This window comes from Pseudomonas sp. No.21, assembly GCF_054558415.1.
This window is the reverse complement of record NZ_BAAJNO010000001.1, coordinates 509,041-525,167: the sequence shown is the minus strand read 5'-3', so window position 1 is coordinate 525,167 and position 16,127 is coordinate 509,041. Positions and strand designations below refer to the sequence as shown.

General features: G+C 66.9%; 18 protein-coding genes. 3 read left to right on the top strand and 15 right to left on the bottom strand.

Annotation, left to right across the window (positions count from 1 at the left end; genetic code table 11):
- Positions 1-412 precede the first annotated feature (412 nt).
- The 6 genes from ACYJSS_RS02205 to ACYJSS_RS02180 form a co-directional block, all read right to left on the bottom strand.
- Complete coding sequence (locus ACYJSS_RS02205; protein WP_236206053.1) at positions 413-1,036, bottom strand: NIPSNAP family protein; 624 nt, start codon at positions 1,034-1,036, stop codon at positions 413-415.
- Between the two features lie 85 nt (positions 1,037-1,121).
- The gene (locus tag ACYJSS_RS02200) at positions 1,122-2,111 is read right to left on the bottom strand and encodes a 3-hydroxybutyryl-CoA dehydrogenase (RefSeq protein ID WP_373875143.1); all 990 of its coding nucleotides are present in this window, start codon (positions 2,109-2,111) and stop codon (positions 1,122-1,124) included.
- The gene (locus ACYJSS_RS02195; protein WP_236206054.1) at positions 2,111-3,217 is read right to left on the bottom strand and encodes an NAD/NADP-dependent octopine/nopaline dehydrogenase family protein; all 1,107 of its coding nucleotides are present in this window, start codon (positions 3,215-3,217) and stop codon (positions 2,111-2,113) included. Before ACYJSS_RS02195 ends, ACYJSS_RS02200 begins: the two co-directional genes overlap by 1 nt.
- A 415-nt stretch (positions 3,218-3,632) precedes the next feature.
- Complete coding sequence (catA, locus tag ACYJSS_RS02190; RefSeq protein WP_236206055.1) at positions 3,633-4,562, bottom strand: catechol 1,2-dioxygenase; 930 nt, start codon at positions 4,560-4,562, stop codon at positions 3,633-3,635.
- A 55-nt stretch (positions 4,563-4,617) separates the two neighbouring features.
- The gene (catC, locus tag ACYJSS_RS02185) at positions 4,618-4,908 is read right to left on the bottom strand and encodes a muconolactone Delta-isomerase (RefSeq protein WP_021217318.1); all 291 of its coding nucleotides are present in this window, start codon (positions 4,906-4,908) and stop codon (positions 4,618-4,620) included.
- A gap of 26 nt (positions 4,909-4,934) precedes the next feature.
- On the bottom strand, positions 4,935-6,056 hold the full coding sequence (locus tag ACYJSS_RS02180) for a muconate cycloisomerase family protein (protein ID WP_236206056.1): 1,122 nt from the start codon (positions 6,054-6,056) through the stop codon (positions 4,935-4,937).
- Positions 6,057-6,181: 125 nt separating this feature from the next.
- Here ACYJSS_RS02180 and ACYJSS_RS02175 point away from each other — a divergent pair, with 125 nt between their 5' ends.
- From ACYJSS_RS02175 to ACYJSS_RS02165, 3 genes are all read left to right on the top strand, one after another.
- Complete coding sequence (locus ACYJSS_RS02175) at positions 6,182-7,057, top strand: LysR family transcriptional regulator (protein WP_111262702.1); 876 nt, start codon at positions 6,182-6,184, stop codon at positions 7,055-7,057.
- A gap of 67 nt (positions 7,058-7,124) precedes the next feature.
- On the top strand, positions 7,125-7,367 hold the full coding sequence (locus ACYJSS_RS02170; RefSeq protein WP_236206057.1) for an AbrB/MazE/SpoVT family DNA-binding domain-containing protein: 243 nt from the start codon (positions 7,125-7,127) through the stop codon (positions 7,365-7,367).
- Positions 7,364-7,762, top strand: coding sequence for a PIN domain-containing protein (locus ACYJSS_RS02165; protein ID WP_111262704.1), 399 nt, complete (start codon positions 7,364-7,366; stop codon positions 7,760-7,762). The genes ACYJSS_RS02170 and ACYJSS_RS02165 overlap by 4 nt, the downstream gene beginning before the upstream one ends.
- A gap of 265 nt (positions 7,763-8,027) precedes the next feature.
- On the opposite strand, the gene ACYJSS_RS02160 is transcribed toward ACYJSS_RS02165, so the two are convergent.
- The 9 genes from ACYJSS_RS02160 to ACYJSS_RS02120 form a co-directional block, all read right to left on the bottom strand.
- Positions 8,028-9,305: an OprD family porin gene (locus ACYJSS_RS02160; protein WP_236206058.1), complete on the bottom strand. Its 1,278-nt coding sequence runs from the start codon at positions 9,303-9,305 to the stop codon at positions 8,028-8,030.
- Positions 9,306-9,585: 280 nt separating this feature from the next.
- Positions 9,586-10,086, bottom strand: a complete 501-nt coding sequence (locus ACYJSS_RS02155) for a flavin reductase (RefSeq protein WP_111262706.1) — start codon at positions 10,084-10,086, stop codon at positions 9,586-9,588.
- 18 nt (positions 10,087-10,104) lie between these two features.
- Positions 10,105-11,061, bottom strand: coding sequence for a PDR/VanB family oxidoreductase (locus ACYJSS_RS02150; RefSeq protein WP_236206059.1), 957 nt, complete (start codon positions 11,059-11,061; stop codon positions 10,105-10,107).
- Between the two features lie 76 nt (positions 11,062-11,137).
- On the bottom strand, positions 11,138-11,878 hold the full coding sequence (locus tag ACYJSS_RS02145; protein WP_236206060.1) for an SDR family NAD(P)-dependent oxidoreductase: 741 nt from the start codon (positions 11,876-11,878) through the stop codon (positions 11,138-11,140).
- A gap of 153 nt (positions 11,879-12,031) precedes the next feature.
- Positions 12,032-12,508 carry an aromatic-ring-hydroxylating dioxygenase subunit beta gene (locus tag ACYJSS_RS02140; protein WP_111262709.1) on the bottom strand — a complete coding sequence of 159 codons (477 nt, stop codon included), beginning with the start codon at positions 12,506-12,508 and terminating at the stop codon, positions 12,032-12,034.
- Positions 12,509-12,617: 109 nt separating this feature from the next.
- A complete protein-coding gene (locus ACYJSS_RS02135; protein ID WP_236206061.1) occupies positions 12,618-13,892 on the bottom strand; it encodes an aromatic ring-hydroxylating oxygenase subunit alpha in 1,275 nt (424 codons plus the stop codon).
- Between the two features lie 137 nt (positions 13,893-14,029).
- A complete protein-coding gene (locus tag ACYJSS_RS02130) occupies positions 14,030-14,551 on the bottom strand; it encodes a nuclear transport factor 2 family protein (protein WP_236206062.1) in 522 nt (173 codons plus the stop codon).
- A 5-nt stretch (positions 14,552-14,556) separates the two neighbouring features.
- Positions 14,557-14,919 (bottom strand): hypothetical protein, encoded by a 363-nt coding sequence (locus ACYJSS_RS02125; protein WP_021217328.1) that lies wholly within the window; start codon positions 14,917-14,919, stop codon positions 14,557-14,559.
- A gap of 27 nt (positions 14,920-14,946) precedes the next feature.
- Positions 14,947-16,119 (bottom strand): acyl-CoA dehydrogenase family protein, encoded by a 1,173-nt coding sequence (locus ACYJSS_RS02120; protein WP_236206063.1) that lies wholly within the window; start codon positions 16,117-16,119, stop codon positions 14,947-14,949.
- Between the last annotated feature and the right edge of the window lie 8 nt (positions 16,120-16,127).

Sequence of the window (16,127 nt, the reverse complement as noted above, 5' to 3'; positions counted from 1 at the left end):
CTCTCGCCCCGCGACGGTGCCCCTGTCGCGGGGCTTTTTTTGCCTGAAGAAATCCAGCCGGCGCGCTGCCCCATCGTGGGAGCGAATTCATTCGCGATGGAGCATCCGACCACTCGCGGCCCAGTGCCGGCGGCAGGTCTTTCGCGGCTGAAGCCGCTCCCACTGGGATTGCCGCAGCGAGGCCATGCATCGCTGCGTTGGGCCTCGCTGCGCTCGGCACCAACCTACGCACCGTGCCACCGTAGGTCGGGTGCAACCCGACGCCTGCGGTGCAAGACTTTCGCGGGTTTCACCCGCCCTACGGAGCTGACCGCCGTGTAGGGTGGATGACGCTCTTTTCATCCACCAAGCGATGTATCACCCACACACCGCAGTTTGCCTGGTAGGGGCGAATTCATTCGCCCTGCGGTGCTCACCGCAACGGCGAGAAGCGCGCCGGCAGGCACGCGGTGGAGTGCATGTCGCGCAGCTGCGGGCCGGAGTTTTCCGGCGGCCAGACGCCATCGGCCACCGCGCGGGTGCGCACGTCGAGGCGTTGCTCGAGGCTCGCGTAGGGCCAGATGTGCAGGTAGCGCGGGGTGCGGCCGTCGGTGGCGTAGAAGGCCGCGTAGACTCGGGAGTAGCCCTCGCCGGTGCGCGGGCCGACGGCCTTCTTCCAGCCCTCCAGGGTCGGTGCCAGGCCGGAGGGGATCAGGTCGTACACCCGCAGTTCGTAGAAGGGTCCATGGGCGCCCGGTGCCAGGGGTTCGAGGAAGGGGAACAGCGTGTAGTTCTCCACCTTCATGTCGGTCATGAAGCATTCGATGCCGAAGGCGTCCCGCGCCAGCAGGTAGCGCTCGCGCTCGGCCTGGCGGGCCAGCTCGTCGGTGAAGCCGCGCAGCACGATGACCTGGTTCAACGGGCCGATTTCCGAGGCCCAGCAGCCCATCAGGGTGCAGCCGGGGCCGCTGCTGGCCAGGGTTTCTTCCAGGCGTGCCAGGGCATCGGCCGTGGTGCGCACACGCAGGGTGAATGTGATCAGTTCGAACAGGCGCATCGTTACCTCGTGGTCCGTGGTTCATGTAGATAAGGCGGCGGGCACTGTGCCCGCCACCCCGCAACCGGGGCCGCGAGGGGCGCGTTCACGCCTGCCTCAAGGCCCCGTTGAAACGCGGGGCGAGCCCCATCAGGTCGAGCTTGCGGGTGAATTCGCCGAGGCGGCGCAGCTTGTAGGCCTCCACGTCCACGCCCGCGTAGTCATAGAAGCCCTGCCCCTCGCGCAAACCGTTGCGGCCCTCGTGCATGTTGTCGGCGATCACCTGGGGCGAGGCGAAGCGCGGGTCGATGGCACCGGCCAGGTAGCGCGAGGCGTAGTAGAGGATGTCGCCGCCCCCCCAGTCGATGAACTCCAGCAGGCCCAGCACCGAGAAGCGCAGGCCGAAGCCGACGCGGATCGCGGTGTCGATGTCATCGGCGCTGGCCACACCCTCTTCCACCATGCGCGCGGCCTCGTTCATCGCCAGGGCCTGGATGCGCGGCACGATGTAGCCCGCCGCCGGGGCGCAGAGCACCGGCACCTTGCCCACCCGGCGCAGCAACGCCAGCAGGCGCTCGACCACCGTGCCGTCGGTGGCCTCGCTGCGGCTCACCTCCACCAGCGGGATCAGGTAGGCCGGGTTGAGCCAGTGGGCGTTGACGAAGCGCCCGGGGTGGCTGAGCAGCCCGGCCAGCTCGGTGACCAGGAAGGTGGACGTGGTGGAAGCGATGATGCAGTCGCCGCTGCAATGCAGGCTCAGCCAGGCGAAGCACTCGCGCTTGACCTCCAGCACCTCGGGCACCGCCTCGAACACCAGTTCGGCGCAGGCCAGGTCGGCCCGCGCCTGCTCGCGGTCGCACAGGCGCACGCGGCCCAACGCCTCGTCCGCCTGCCCGGGTTCGAGCACGCCGAGGCGTACCAGGGTCTGCAGCTCGCTGGCGAGACTGGCGCGCACCTTGTCGAAATACCCCCGCTGCTGCTCGGCATCGCGGGCCTTGATGTCGATGAGGGTCACCGGCAGCCCGGCGTGCATGAAGGCCAGGGCGATGCCTTCGCCCATGCGCCCGGCGCCGACCACGGCGATGCGCGCGGCCATCAGTGGATGCCCTCGCGCAGCAGCTCGACCATCTCGGCGCGGCTCAAACCCGCCAGGCCGAGGCGCTCCAGGGTGCGACCCTCGGCATAGAGATCGAAGCCGGCCACCGCCGAGGCGATGCTCAGCAGGCCCTGGGCGACGGGCATCGGTACACCGGCCCAGAGGCCGACCGAGACCAGGAAGGACAGGCCCAGGCGCGTGTCTTCCAGCATGTAGCGGTGGCGCTGCAGGTCGATGTCCTCGCGCCAGTCGCCGCTGTCGGTGAGCGTGCCGTGGGCACCGCGGCCGTACATCCACTCATCGCCCTCGGTGGTGTTGTAGTGGTCGGCCAGGGGGAAATGCGGCGCCGGGTAGCCGAGGGCCTCGCGCAGGGCCATGCGCTCGGCGTCCAGCGCGGTGGTGACGCGGCGGATGGCCGGCTGGGTGCCTTCGTTGTGGATGTCCCAGGTCTCGAAGTGCTCCAGGGGGCCGGCGTTCATCATGATCAGCGGCGGGTGGATGATCGGCCCGGCATTCATCAGCGCACCGCTGAGGCCGTCCTCGATGGGCTCGACGCTCGGGTAGGCCTGGCGCAGCAGGGCGAAGGCCGGCTCGGCCAGGCGGCTGGGGAACACCCCGGTGGGCAGGCGCGTGGCGTAGCCGCTGATCACCACGTCGGCCGCGCCGTGCTTGCGGGCCAGGTAGGGCAAGGTGCCGGTCTCGGCGAAGGCAACTTCGGCGCGGTTACCAGCCTCGTGCATGGCCTTGGCGAACAGGTAGCTGCCGAAGGTGCCCGGCGGCAGGAACAGCACCTGGCCGTCGCGCAGCAACGGCGCCATTTCCCGCGCCAGGCTCTCGTGGGTGGTGGACGGCAGCGGCACCACCAGCAGCTCGGCGAAGGCCACGGCTTCGGCCAGGTCGTCGCTCAGGCTGAGGCTCGCGCCCTCGCCGCCCACGGCCACCTGGCGGGTGCCGCGGTAGTCCTTGACGGTCAGGCTGCCGATGGCCGCCAGCTCCTTGAGCGCCGCGCCGTCACGCCGCCACAGGCACACGCGATGGCCCTTCTCCGCCAGTTCGATGGCTGCTGCGTAGCAACCGTGTCCACCGCCGATAACGCTGATGTTCATGGGTCAAGCTCCTCGTTCAAGAGCCTCGATCCTAGGGGCCCGACCCGCACCTGGCTGCGCGGAATGCGCAACGAGGATTCGGAATGTGCAAGGGATTGGTGCCGGTTCGGCAATCGATCCCGCAGGGGCCAATTCATTCGCCCAAGGGCCGCGCAGCGGCCCGCGTGTCCCCTCCTCGCGCAGGCCCCACATCGCCGCACGCCATAACACCGCTGGTGGATGAGAAGCGCGTCATCCACCCCACGCCCCGGTCATCGTCGTTGATCGGAAAAGGCACGGTGCTGCGGCGCTCTGTGGGAGTGGCTTTAGCCGCGAAAGGCCCATCGCCGGCACAAAAGAACCACGCCGGCATGACCACCGGCGTGGTTGAAAACAGCGGGGAAAATCGGGTGAATCCCCGCCGGAACCAGGAGCCTCAGGCTTCCAGGGCGCGGACGCGATCGCGGCGCGCTTCTTCATCCGGCTTGGCGGCGGCCTGCAGCTGGAAGTCGAAGTCGATCTCGGCGAAGCGTCCTTCGATGCCACGGGCGTCGGCGGCTGCGGCGTCCTCGATGAAGCGCACCTCGGCCACCAGGCCTTCGCGGGTGGCGTAGGCGAAGTCGTCCCACAGGTACTGGTCGCCCGAGAGGTTGATCTGGGTGGTCAGGTGGCGATGGCCGGGAGCGGAGATGAAGAAGTGGATGTGCGCCGGGCGGTTGCCGTGGCGGCCCAGGCTGTCGAGCAGCTCCTGGGTGGGGCCGTCCGGCGGGCAGCCGTAGCCGGAGGGCACGATGCTGCGGGCACGGTAGCGACCTTCGCCGTCGGTGATGATGCGGCGGCGCAGGTTGAACTCGGACTGGGTGCTGTCGAAGTAGGAATAGGTGCCATTGGTATTGGCGTGCCACAGGTCGACGGTGGCGCCGGCGATGGGCTGGCCCTCGGCGTCCAGCACCTGGCCCTGGAGGAACAGCACGGTGCCCGGGTCGGTGCCGTCGTCCATGCGTGCCTCGCCCTCGGACAGCGGCGCACCGGCCACGTAGAGCGGGCCCTCGATGGTGCGCGGGGTGCCACCGCTGTAGCCGGCGGCTTCGTCCTGGGCATCCAGCAGCAGGTCCAGGTAGTGCTCGACGCCCAGGCCGGCCACCAGCAGGCCGGCCTCCTGGCGGCTGCCCAGGCGGTTGAGGTAATCCACCGCCTTCCAGAACTCCTCGGTGGTCACCTCCAGGTCCTCGATGATCTTCACGGTGTCGAGGAGGATGCGGTTCACCAGCGTCTTCATGCGCGGGTTGCCCTGGTCGTTGTCGAAGCCGGAGGCTTGCTTGAAGAACTGCTGGACGCTTTCGGTCTGGGAGAGTTTGACAGTCATGGTTGGAACCTCATCTTGTAGTTATTGGCCGGGCTTGGCTGGGGCTAGGCGGCGATCAGCGATCGTCCTGGTGGATCGACGAAGGGTGGCGGCAGAGCCCGTCGACCTCGATCTCCATGTAGGGGAACAGCGGCAGCTGCATCAGGGTGTCGTGCAGCTCCTCGACGCTGGCCAGGTCGAACACGCTGTAGTTGGCGTAGTGGCCGGCGATGCGCCACAGGTGGCGCCACTTGCCCTCGCGCTGCAGGCGCTGGGCCAGTTCCTTCTCGTCGGCCTTGAGCTTCGCGGCCTTGTCCGGGTCCATGTCGAGCGGCAGCTTCACGGTCATCTTCACGTGGAACAGCATGCGTGGGTCTCCTTCTTCAGGCGGTATCAGGTGCGACGGAAGCGCGCCAGGCGCTCCTCGTCGAGGGTCAGGCCGAGGCCGGGCAGGCGCGGCACGTGCAGCTGGAAGTCCTCGTAGCGCGGCGGCTCGGTGACGATCTCCTCGGTCAGCAGCAGCGGGCCGAACAGTTCAGTGTTCCAGGCCAGTTCGGCCAGGGTGATGAAGGCATGGGCCGAGGCCAGGGTGCCGACGCTGCCTTCGAGCATGGTGCCGCCGTAGAGGCCGATACCGGCCGCCTCGGCGATGGCGGCAGTGCGCAGTACGGCGCGCGGGCCGCCGTTCTTGGCGATCTTCAGGGCGAACACCGGGGCGGCGCCTTCGCGGGCCAGGTTGAAGGCGTCCTCGACGCATTCGATGGACTCGTCCGCCATGATCGGCGCCGGGCTGCGCAGCGCGAGGCGGGCCTGGCCGGCGCGGTTGTTGCGCGAGATGGGCTGCTCGATCAGGTCGATGCCGTTCTCGCCCAGTACCTGGCAGGCACGCAGGGCCACGGCTTCATCCCAGTACTGGTTGACGTCCACGCGCACGCTGGCGCGATCGCCCAGGGCCTTCTTGATGGCGATGACGTGGCGCAGGTCCTGGTTCACTTCGTTGGCGCCGATCTTCAGCTTGAAGATGCGATGGCGGCGCACCTCCAGCATGTGCTCGCCCTCGGCGATGTCGCGGGCGGTGTCGCCGCTGGCCAGGGTCCAGGCCACTTCCAGGCTGTCGCGCACACGGCCACCGAGCAGCTCGCTCACCGGCAGGCCCAGGCGCTTGCCCTGGGCGTCCAGCAGCGCGGTTTCCACCGCCGAACGGGCGAAGGTGTTGCCGGTGATGCTGCGGTCGATGCGCTGCATGGCGGCGTTGATGTTGCTGGCGTCCTGGCCGACCAGCAGCGGCGCGAAGTAGCGGTCGAGGTTGGTCTTGATGCTCTCGGGGCTTTCGTAGCCGTAGGCCAGGCCGCCGATGGTGGTCGCTTCGCCGATGCCCTCGATGCCGTCGGCGCAGCGGATGCGCAGGATCACCAGGGTCTGGTTCTGCATGGTGTGCATCGCCAGCTTGTGCGGGCGTATGGTCGGCAGGTCGACGATGATCGCTTCGAGGGACTCGATCGCGTTAGAAATCATTTCAATACCCATCAGGTTCTGTTTTCAATGAACTGGAGCCTAAATCCACGATTCAACCGGTTCCAATATTGAGTTTGTCTGGCACCATACTCACCAGGTATCAAACCAGGCACAGAGAGATCCCCATGGAGCTTCGCCACCTGCGCTACTTCCAGGCCCTTGCCGAAACCCTCAACTTCACCCGCGCCGCCGAGCGCCTGCATATCGCCCAGCCCCCCTTGAGCCGGCAGATCCAGCAGCTCGAGGAAGAGCTCGGCGTCACCCTGCTCGAGCGCGGCCGGCCCCTGCGCCTGACCGAGGCCGGGCGCTTCTTCCACGAGCACTCCAGCGCCCTGCTGGAGCAATTGGCCAAGGTCTGCGACAACACCCGGCGCATCGGCCAGGGCGAGAAGACCTGGCTGGGCATCGGCTTCGCCCCCTCGACCCTCTACGGCGTGCTGCCGGAGCTGATCCGCCGCCTGCGCAGCGACGCCGAGCTGGAGCTCGGGCTCAACGAGATGACCACCCTGCAGCAGGTGGAGGCGCTCAAGGCCGGGCGTATCGACATCGGCTTCGGCCGCATCCACATCGAGGACCCGGCCATCCACCAGCAGGTGCTGACCCTGGACCCACTGGTCGCCGCCCTCCCCGCCGGCCACCCGCTGCTGGCCGCCCCGGCGAGCCTGGAAGCCCTGGCCCGCGAGCCCTTCGTGCTCTACCCGGGCAACCCGCGCCCGAGCTACGCCGACCATGTGCTCGCGCTGTTCGCCACCCACGGCTTGCAGATCCGCGTGGCGCAGTGGACCAACGAACTGCAGACCGCCATCGGCCTGGTCGCCGCCGGCATCGGCATCACCCTGGTGCCCGCCTCGGTGCAGCTGCAGCACCGCGACGACATCGGCTACACCCGCCTGCTGGAAGGCAACGCCACCTCGCCGATCATCATCAGCCGCCGCGTCGGCGACAGCTCCCCGGCATTGGGGGACTGCCTGGCGCTGATCGAGGAGCTGGTGGCGAAGTGAGCTGCCTTGACGCCCCTCGCCCGGTGCCACAAGGTACGGAGCATCGTTTGCCGCAGGAGCCCATGACATGCCGACCGCCACACTCAGCGCAAAGGGCCGGATCACTCTCCCCTTGCAGGTTCGCGAATCCCTGGGACTGACGGAGGGGGACCGCGTCGAATTCATCGAGATCGAAGCCGGCAAGTTCGCCGTAATGGCCGCCGGCACGTCCATACGCAGCCTCAAGGGCGCGGTGCCCATGCCGACCACCCCGGTCAGCATCGAGGACATGAACGAAGCCATCGAGCGAGGTGGCTCATCCGCGCGATGATCGGGCTCGATACCAACGTGCTGGTCCGTTATCTGGCCCAGGACGATCCTCGGCAGAGCGCCCTGGCGACTCGACTGATGGAAGGGCTCAGTGTCAGCGCGCCGGGTTATGTATCCCAGGTCTCGCTCGTGGAGCTGGTCTGGGTCCTCACCTCCTGCTACCGGCTGCCCAAGGCGGAACTGGTAGCGCTGCTGGAAACGCTTCTGCGCAGCCAGGAGCTGGTGATCGAGCGGGCCGACCTTGCCTGGAAGGCCCTGCATCGTTTCAGCGTCGCCAATGCCGACTTCGCCGATTGCCTGATCGAACGTAGCGCCGACTCGGCGGGCTGCGAGAAGGTGATGACCTTCGATGCAAAGGCAGCCAGGACTGCCGGCATGCATCTGCTGGAAGGTTGAAGCGAAATAAAAAAAGGCCCGCAAAGGAGTGGCCGGGCCGAGGTGAAAACAAAGGGGTTGGTACACAGGCCAGGTGTTGCATCGACTTTGCAGGATGGGTCGGGCGACGTTCCGCGAACGGAGCGAAACCCGTGCTGCTCCGGGGCCGCTACGCGACCCCGGGCGAATGAATTCGCCCCTACAGGTGACGTGATCCGGCCCGGCAGTGCGCTTCCAGCCTTTGCAGGAAGCGACAACGCCGGGCCGGCCCTTCATGCCCTGCTGCTCAGAACTTGAAGGTGTAGGTGGTGATCAGGCGGTTCTCCTTGTAGTCCGCCCCCGAGGCCGCGCCGTTGCCGTAGCGGGTCTTGACGTCGATGTTGCGCCACTCGAAGCCGACGCCCTTGAGCGGGCCGCTCTGCACCACGTAGCTGAGGAAGATGTTGCGTTCGCTCTCGACGTTCTCGTCCAGCGCGTTGTTGCCGCGATCGATGCCGGTGCCGCGCAGGTAGCGGGTCATCAGCTTGAGCCCGGGCACGCCGTAGCCGGCGAAGTCCAGGTCGTAGCGCAGCTGCCAGGAGCTCTCGTTGGGCTTGACGAAGGCCACGGTGGACCAGTTCACCAGGTACGGCTGCGGGGCGTAGCCGTTGAGCGTGGGGAAGGTGCTGTCGCCGAGCATGCGCTGGTAGCCGACGCCGATGGCGTGGGCGCCCTTGCGCAGGGTGGTCATGGCGCCGTAGGAGCGGTTGTCGATCTCGCCGTAGAGCGCCTTGCCGTCCTCCTTGTTGTCGAAGTAGCGCAGGTCGGTCTTCAGGCCGAAGCCGTCGCCCAGGTCGGCGTTGTAGGTCAGGCCGCCGTAGTGCTGCTCGTAGATGTCCTCCAGCTGGCCGTAGAAGTAGGTGGCCGAGAGCGCCGGGCTGAAGGCGTAGGTGGCGCCGCCGAAGTTGAGGCCGTCGCTGCGGCGTTTGATGTCCGGGCCGTTGAACAGGTACATCTTCTCCCGGTCGGAGGACTCGCGCCCGCTGATCTCGGTGAAGCGCCCGCCGGTGAGCGTGAGCTTGTCGATCTCGCGGGATTCGACCAGGAAGCCGTGGTAGGTGGTGACCAGCTGCCGCGAGTCGTCCATGAAGGCCACCGGCAGCATCGGCCGGTGCTCGCCGATCTTCAGCTCGGTCTTGGAGTACCTGACCTTGGCGGTCAGCGCGGCGCGGCCGTAGTCACGCACCTGCTCGCCCTTGCTGTCGTCGTAGGGAATGATGCTGTCCGGGCCACGGCCACCACCGCCATCCAGGCGATAGGCATATTGCGCGGACAGGTCGAGGCCGAACTGGATCGGGCCTTCGGTGTAACCGGAGATGGCGCGGAAGTCGAAACCCTGGGTCCAACTGCCGATACGCGACTTCGGTGCATCGCTCTGTTTGTAATCACGGTCGATATAGAAGTTGCGCAAGCCGAGGCTCACTTGCCGATCATCGAGAAAGTCCGCCTGGGCGGTAATCGGCGCGAGCGCACCCATCAGGCTCGCGGCAGCAACGCCGCGGGCCAGCCAGCTTTTCTGAAACATGGGATGTTCCTTTAATACATGTGCAAGGCACTAGAGTGGGAGCAGATTAATTGGCAAATCAGCAAACGCAGGCAGTTAATCCGCAGTGTTGTTTTTATGACCACTTACTGCAAAAAGGCGAAACAGACCCATTACCCGAACATCAGTAACGGGCACCCTCCTTTATTGTTATGTGTTTCATACAGCAGACTTTGCGCGGGAATCACTCGCAAAGTTTCCGGCGATGAGCACCGAAACTTTCTACACCGGGACGTTGCTCTTCCCCGGCCTTGAAGCGTTATCAGCAGGCTGCCTTGGAGGCATCGCCGAGGCGGTGGTAGGCGCGGTCGAAGTACACCAGCCCCTCCCGGTTGTCGCCGTGGCGGATGCCCAGCACCTCGCAATAGAAGATGGTGTGCGAGCCCACTTCATGGGCCTGGGCGATGCGGCAGTCGAAGCTCACCAGCGCGCCGTCCAACAACGGGGCGCCGCTTTCCAGGGTGCTCCAGCTGGCGGCGGCGAAACGCTGTTCGGAATCCAGTTCGCGGTTGGCGAATACCGCCGAGATGTCCTTCAGCTCGGCGCTCAGCACATTGACGCTGAGCACGCCATTGCTCTTGAAGTGCACGTTGGAGAACGAGGAGCGGTTCATGCACACCAGCAGCGTCGGCGGCTGGTCGGTGACGCTGCACACCGCCGAGGCGGTGAAGCCGAAGCGCCCGGCGGCGCCATTGGTGGTGATGACCGAAACGGCGCCGCCCAGCAGCGCCATCGCATTACGAAATCCCGTGGTGTCGACCATGGTTCTACCCTCCGGTATTCAGATGTCCAGGACCAGCTTCGGGGTCCTGGCGCGCGAGCAGCAGACCAGGATCTGGTCGTTGGCGGCCTTCTCCTCGTCGGTCAGGTAGACGTCGCGGTGGTCCGGCTCGCCCTCCAGCACATCGCACAGGCAGGTGCCGCAGACGCCCTGCTCGCAGGAGATCTCCACCTTGATGCCGACGGTCGCCAGCGCTTCGAGGATGCTCTGGCCCTCGGCCACCTGCACCGTCTTGCCGCTGCGCGCAGCGACCACTTCGAAGCCTTCGCCACTGGCGTCGACCTCGACCTGGAAGTACTCGCGGTGGATGTTGGCCTCGGCGTAGCCCGCCTCGCGCGCCGCGCCGATCACCCAGTCCATGAACCCGGCCGGGCCGCAGACGTAGACGTGCACATCGGCCTGGGACGTGCCCAGCACGCGCGGCAGGTCGAGCTTCTGGGCCGGCTCGTCGTCGAAGTGGGTGGCGACGCGCCCGGCGAAGGGCGCGGCGGCCAGCTCGTCGAGGAAGGCGGTGCGGCCGCGCGAACGGCCGCAGTAGTGCAGCTCGAACTCGCTGCCGGCCGCCTGCAGCGCATGGGCCATGGCGATCATCGGGGTGATGCCGATGCCGCCGCCGATGAGGATCGAACGCTTCGCATCGGTGGCCAGGGGGAACAGGTTGCGCGGGGCGCTGATCTGCACCTCGGTCCCTTCCAGCAGGCTGTCGTGCACGCCCAGGGAGCCCCCGCGGGAGGCCGGGTCCTTGAGCACGCCGAGGCGGTAGAGGCTGGAGTCGGCCGGATCACTGCACAGCGAATACTGGCGCACCAGGCCGGGGGCGACGTGGATGTCCACGTGGGCCCCGGCTTCGAAGGCAGGAAGCGTCGTGCCGCCGACGGGAAGCAGGTCGAGGACGACGACGCCGTCGCCCTGCAACTGGCGCTTGTGCACCACGACCTTGAGGAGTTGTTCTGTCATCTCGGGTTCACCCGCATTGCACGTCATGGAAAGAAGGCGGCCGTTCGGCGGCCGTCGCATCGTTGTTCGGTGTCGCTCAGCGCATGTACAGGCCGCCGTTCACATCCCAGGTGGCGCCGGTGGTGAAGTAGGCTTCCGGCCGCGCCAGCTGCACGATCAGGTCGCCGATGAAATCCGCATCGCCCAGGCGCCTGACCGGGATATTGGCCAGCAGCCCGTCCATGCGCTCCGGCGGGACCGCCGCACGCACCGCCGGGGACTCGATGGGCCCCGGGGCAATGGCGTTGACGGTGACGCCGCTGGCGGCCAGCTCCTTGGCGAAGACCTTGGTCAGGGTGACGATGGCACCCTTGGAGGCCGCGTAATGCGCGCCGGTGGCGGTGCCGCCGTTCTGCCCGGCCAGGGACGCCAGGTTGACGATGCGCCCGTAGCCGGCCGCCGCCATGTGCGTGCCGAACACCTGGCAACCGACGAACACGCTGCGGGTGTTGAGGCTCAGCACCCGGTCGAACTCCTCGGGGCTGATCTGCATCACAGGCGTGGTCAGGGTCATGGCGGCGTTGTTGACCACCGCATGCAGCGCACCGAAGCGCTCCAGGGTCGCCGCCAGGGCCGCCTCGAAGTCGGCCTTGCTGGCCACGTCCAGTTTCAGTGCCAGGCTGCGCGCACCGCTGGGGTCGAGGCGGTCGGCGGCGGCCTGGGCACGCTCCAGCGACAGGTCGGTGATCACCACCGAATGGCCGGCGGCGAACAGCCGGCCGGCGATGGCGAAGCCCAGGCCCTGGGCGGCGCCGGTGACGAGTGCGATCTGGCTCATGACCGGCTCCCCAGGGTCTGTTCATGAGCTCGCGAGCTAGAGCAAGACAAGGAAGCAATGGCTGAGAGAGCGGAATTTACGTGCTGTAAATGAGCATCTCGAAGCCATTGATGACGCCGTATCGCCGACGCGCAGCAGCTCATGGGCAGACCCTCACAGGATGTAGCCGATACCGGCGAGGGTATCGGTGGAGTTGATGAGCTGGATCAGCTTGCGCTGGATGCGGAAGCCCTCGCCTTCGCGCTGGAGCTCGAAGGTGATGTCGGCGGTGTAGTGCTTGAGCACGTCCTTGCGGAATTCCCGCAGGTTCTGCGCGCAGCGCACGGTGACCACGCCGCCCTCCTCGCCCAGCACGCGGAAGCGCGACAGGGCGCGCACGGTGCGAGCGCGCGGGCTGGTGGAGATGGACTCGCCGCCGATCAGGCGCTGCACGCGCAGCTTGCGCATGTGATGGTCGTCGTAGGCGTAGTTGAGGGTGTTCTCGAAGTCGGTCTCGTTGGGGTCGATGGGGATGATGTAGGTCCCCTTGTCGGCCCAGAGGTCCAGCCAGGCGTCGAACTCGCCGTGGTCGAGCATGTCCGCTTCCTGCCAGATGAAGGCGCTGACGTGGTTGAGCAATTCAAGGTTCATGATCGGTCTCTCAAGTAGTGCGTCGAGCAGCGGTGCCGTCTCGTCTTTCGCTCGCGGAAGTGCTGAGCTCATACAGGCATGTGCCATCCGGGTTGGATATCGATCCGCCCTAGGCCGACATCATCTTTTTCCACTGCTGGTAGGCCGCGCGCATGCCGGTCTCGGCGCTCACGTCGCTGACCCGCCCGTCCTCGCTGGGCTTCTCGCCCGGCAGGCCGCGGTTGAGCATGATCCACAGGTCGGTGCCGGCCTGGGCGCCCTTCTGCACGCGCTCCCAGGCCTCGGAGTCGTCCGGGGTGCCGAAGCCCATGGGGCCCTGGAAGTGCTCGTGCAGGCGCAGGCGGTAGCGGTTGGCCACGGCCGGGCCGCCGTCCATGGTGATCACCGCGTGGTGGATCTCGGTCTCGTTCACCGAGATCGGCTGCAGCACGCGGAAGAAGGCCATGGAGCAGGCGACGTTGGGGAACAGGTTGAGGTTGAAGCCGGAGCCGCCGACGGCGCGGACGATGCGGCGCACCTGCTGCTCGTCGATGCCTTCGCCGCGCAGCTCCTCGGCCAGGGCCTCGAAGCGCTCGGGGATGGGTTTGTCGAGGTCGGCCTCGAGGTCGACCAGGTCCGGGATCATCACCATCACGCTGTGGCCGTTGCCCAGGTCCTCGACGTAGCCCGGGCCCTTCACGAAGTCGAAGAGTTCCAGGGTCTGCTCGTCCACCGAGGACAGGAACGACTTGTGCACCAGCGGGAAGTGGTAGGCGTCGGTGGTGTTCTCCAGCTGGATCTTCCAGTTGCCGGGGAAGCGGAAGCGGTGCTCGCCGGAGACCTTCACGCCGTAGCCGGCGCCCTGCTTCATGAACAGGTCGATCCATTTCTTCGCCGGGCCGAGGAAGTCCACCAGCGGCTCGATGTCGTCCTTGAAGGTGGCGAAGATCATGCCGTTGTACTGCTCGACGCGCAGGCTCACCAGGGGCAGCTCGCCCTTGTCCAGGCAGTCGGCGTAGCTCTCCGGGTGCGGCACGCCGCGCAGGCTGCCGTCCAGGCCGTAGCTCCAGCCGTGGTAGGGGCAGACGAAGCTGTTGGCCTTGCCCTTCTTGTGCTCGCAGACGGTGGCGCCACGGTGGCGGCAACGGTTGAGCAGCACGTGCACGTCCTTCTTGCGATCACGCACCACGATCACCGGCTGCTTGCCGATGTAGGTGCTCTTGTAGCTGCCGTTATCGGGGATCTCGCTGGCGTGGGCGACCCAGATCCAGGTGCTGTAGAACACCTTCTCCAGCTCCTCGTCAAAGATGCGCCCGTCGGTGTAGAGCGAGGTGTGCACGCGGTCATGCAGCACCAGGTCGGCCGGGGTGGCGGCCAGGTTCACGGTTTCGATCAGGTTGGTCACGATCACTCCTCGTCGGCGCTGGGTGCCGACTTGATTTTTCTCGCCGTACCCGTAAGTCGGAGCTTCCGGTCGGCGCGATCTTTGTAGGGTGGGCTTCAGCCCACGTCTGGCCTTTCTGTGGCGGGCTGAAGCCCACCCTACGTTTGTTGGTTCTTGCCCGGCACCGGCAGGTGCGCGGCGCTGTTCCAGGTATCCACCGGGCGGCTGAACAGGTTCTCGGTCTGGAAGTGCGCCATGCGCCAGGTGCCCTCCTCCTCGCGGAACTCCACCGTCAGGCGCGCCGCATTGAGGTGCGAGGCGCCGCTGGCGAAGGTCGAGGTCTGCAACATCACCCAGCTGCCGGTCGCAACGCCGCCCTCCACACGGATCAGTTCCGAACAGAGGAAATGCACGTTCAGGGCGAAGTGCGCAGGCTCGACCATGTAGGTGGCGAACATCCCGGCGATGGCCTCGCGGCCCCGGTAGCCGCCGAAGCTCCTGGCGTATTTCGCGCCCTTGCCTTCCCAGACCGCATCCGTGGTGAACAGCCCGGCCAGCTCGTCGAGCGGGGTGCTGGCGTCCAGCGCGTCGCACAGCACCATGTAGCGATTCATGCAGGCGCGTATGGCGTTCTCGCTTTCCAGCTGGCGCAGGCGCGCCTCCAGGGCTTCGGTCGACATGGCGGTCACGCGCGCTGGATGATCAGTTCGCGGCCGGTGCGGGCCTCGACCTTGCAGTAGCGCCACAGCTTGTAGGGGCCGGTGCCCACAGCGGTGGTGCGGAACAGGTTGCAGGCGGCGTGCACGGTCTCGATGTCCGGCACGTCGGCCAGCAGGTAGGTGGTCCAGGGGTAGCCGGTGGACGGGCCGACCATGCTCTGGTCGTCGTCCATGTTGCCGAACACGGTCACGCCGGGCAGGTCGTGGATGCCGTTCCACATGGCACTGAACGCGGCCCAGACTTCCAGCTGCTCCTCGCGCGGGGCGTCGAAGAAGTTCTGGTTGATTCCCATGCAGAACAACACGCGCAGGGCTTTTTTCTCGCTCATCACAATCACCGATCAGTCAGTTGGAATTCACAGGTAGCCGGGCAGCGGCTTGTTGCCGAAGAAGATCGCGCCGGCGTTCTGGTAGGTCATGTCACCCATGAAGGCGTGCTGGGTGATCACCAGGGTGTCGTTGACGAAGCGCGACAGCGGGTTGTCGCGGTACACGCCGCTCATGCCGGAGAGCATCTGCGCACTGCGCGCCACCTCGGCGGAAACACGGGTCGCGTGGGTCGAGGACAGGCGCAGCAGGTTGGTCTGTTCCACCGACACCGCCTCGCCGGCGAGGATGCTGGCCCAGGCGCTTTCCATCGCCTCGTAGAACCAGGCGCGGGCGGCGCGCAGTTCGGCTTCGGCCTTGGCCACCTGCATCTGCGCCAGGGGGCGGTCGGACAGCGCCGGGGCGCCGGTCACCGAGAAGCGGCCGCTGGCCATGCCGCTGAGGTAGTCCAGCGCGGCGCGGGCGACGCCCAGGCCGACCACGGACAGCACCTGGGTGGCGAAGGACAGCGACGGGTAGCGGAACATCGGCTCATCGAGGTTGGCCGGGCCGCCGCGGACGAAGGTCCAGTCCTCGGGCACCACCACGCCGTCGATCACCACGTCGTGGCTGCCGGTGCCGATCAGCCCCACCACGTCCCAGGTTTCCTCGATCTTCACTTTTTCTCGCGGCATCACCGCCAGGCGCGGCAGGCCGAGCATCTCGCCGTTCTTCGGGGCGATGCCGACGCCGATCAGCGAGGCGCCCATGCAGCCGCTGGAGAACTTCCAGCGGCCGTTCACCTCCAGCCCGCCCTCGACGAAGGTGGCCGGTTGCGGCGGGAAGATGCCGCCGGCGAAGACCACGTCCGGGCCGTTGGCGTAGACCTGTTCCAGGGTCGCCAGGGGCAGCGAGGCCAGGTACACGGGGTTCATGCCGAAGCTCGCCACCCAGCCGGCGGAGCCGTCGGCGATGGAGATGTCCTCGATCATCTGGCAGAACTCGATGGGCGAACGCTCATCGCCACCGAAGCGCCTGGGCACCAGGGCGCGGTAAACGCCCAACGCCTTGAAGCGCTCGATGATGTCCTGGGAGATGTATTTCTGCCGGTCGAATTCCTCGCTCCGGGCACGCTCGCGGATCTCGGCGAGCAGCGCCTGGAACGCGTCGTTGGCGGTGATCGACACGGGGCGCTGGTAGTCCAGCTCGCTTAGCGCAGACATGGTGTGCT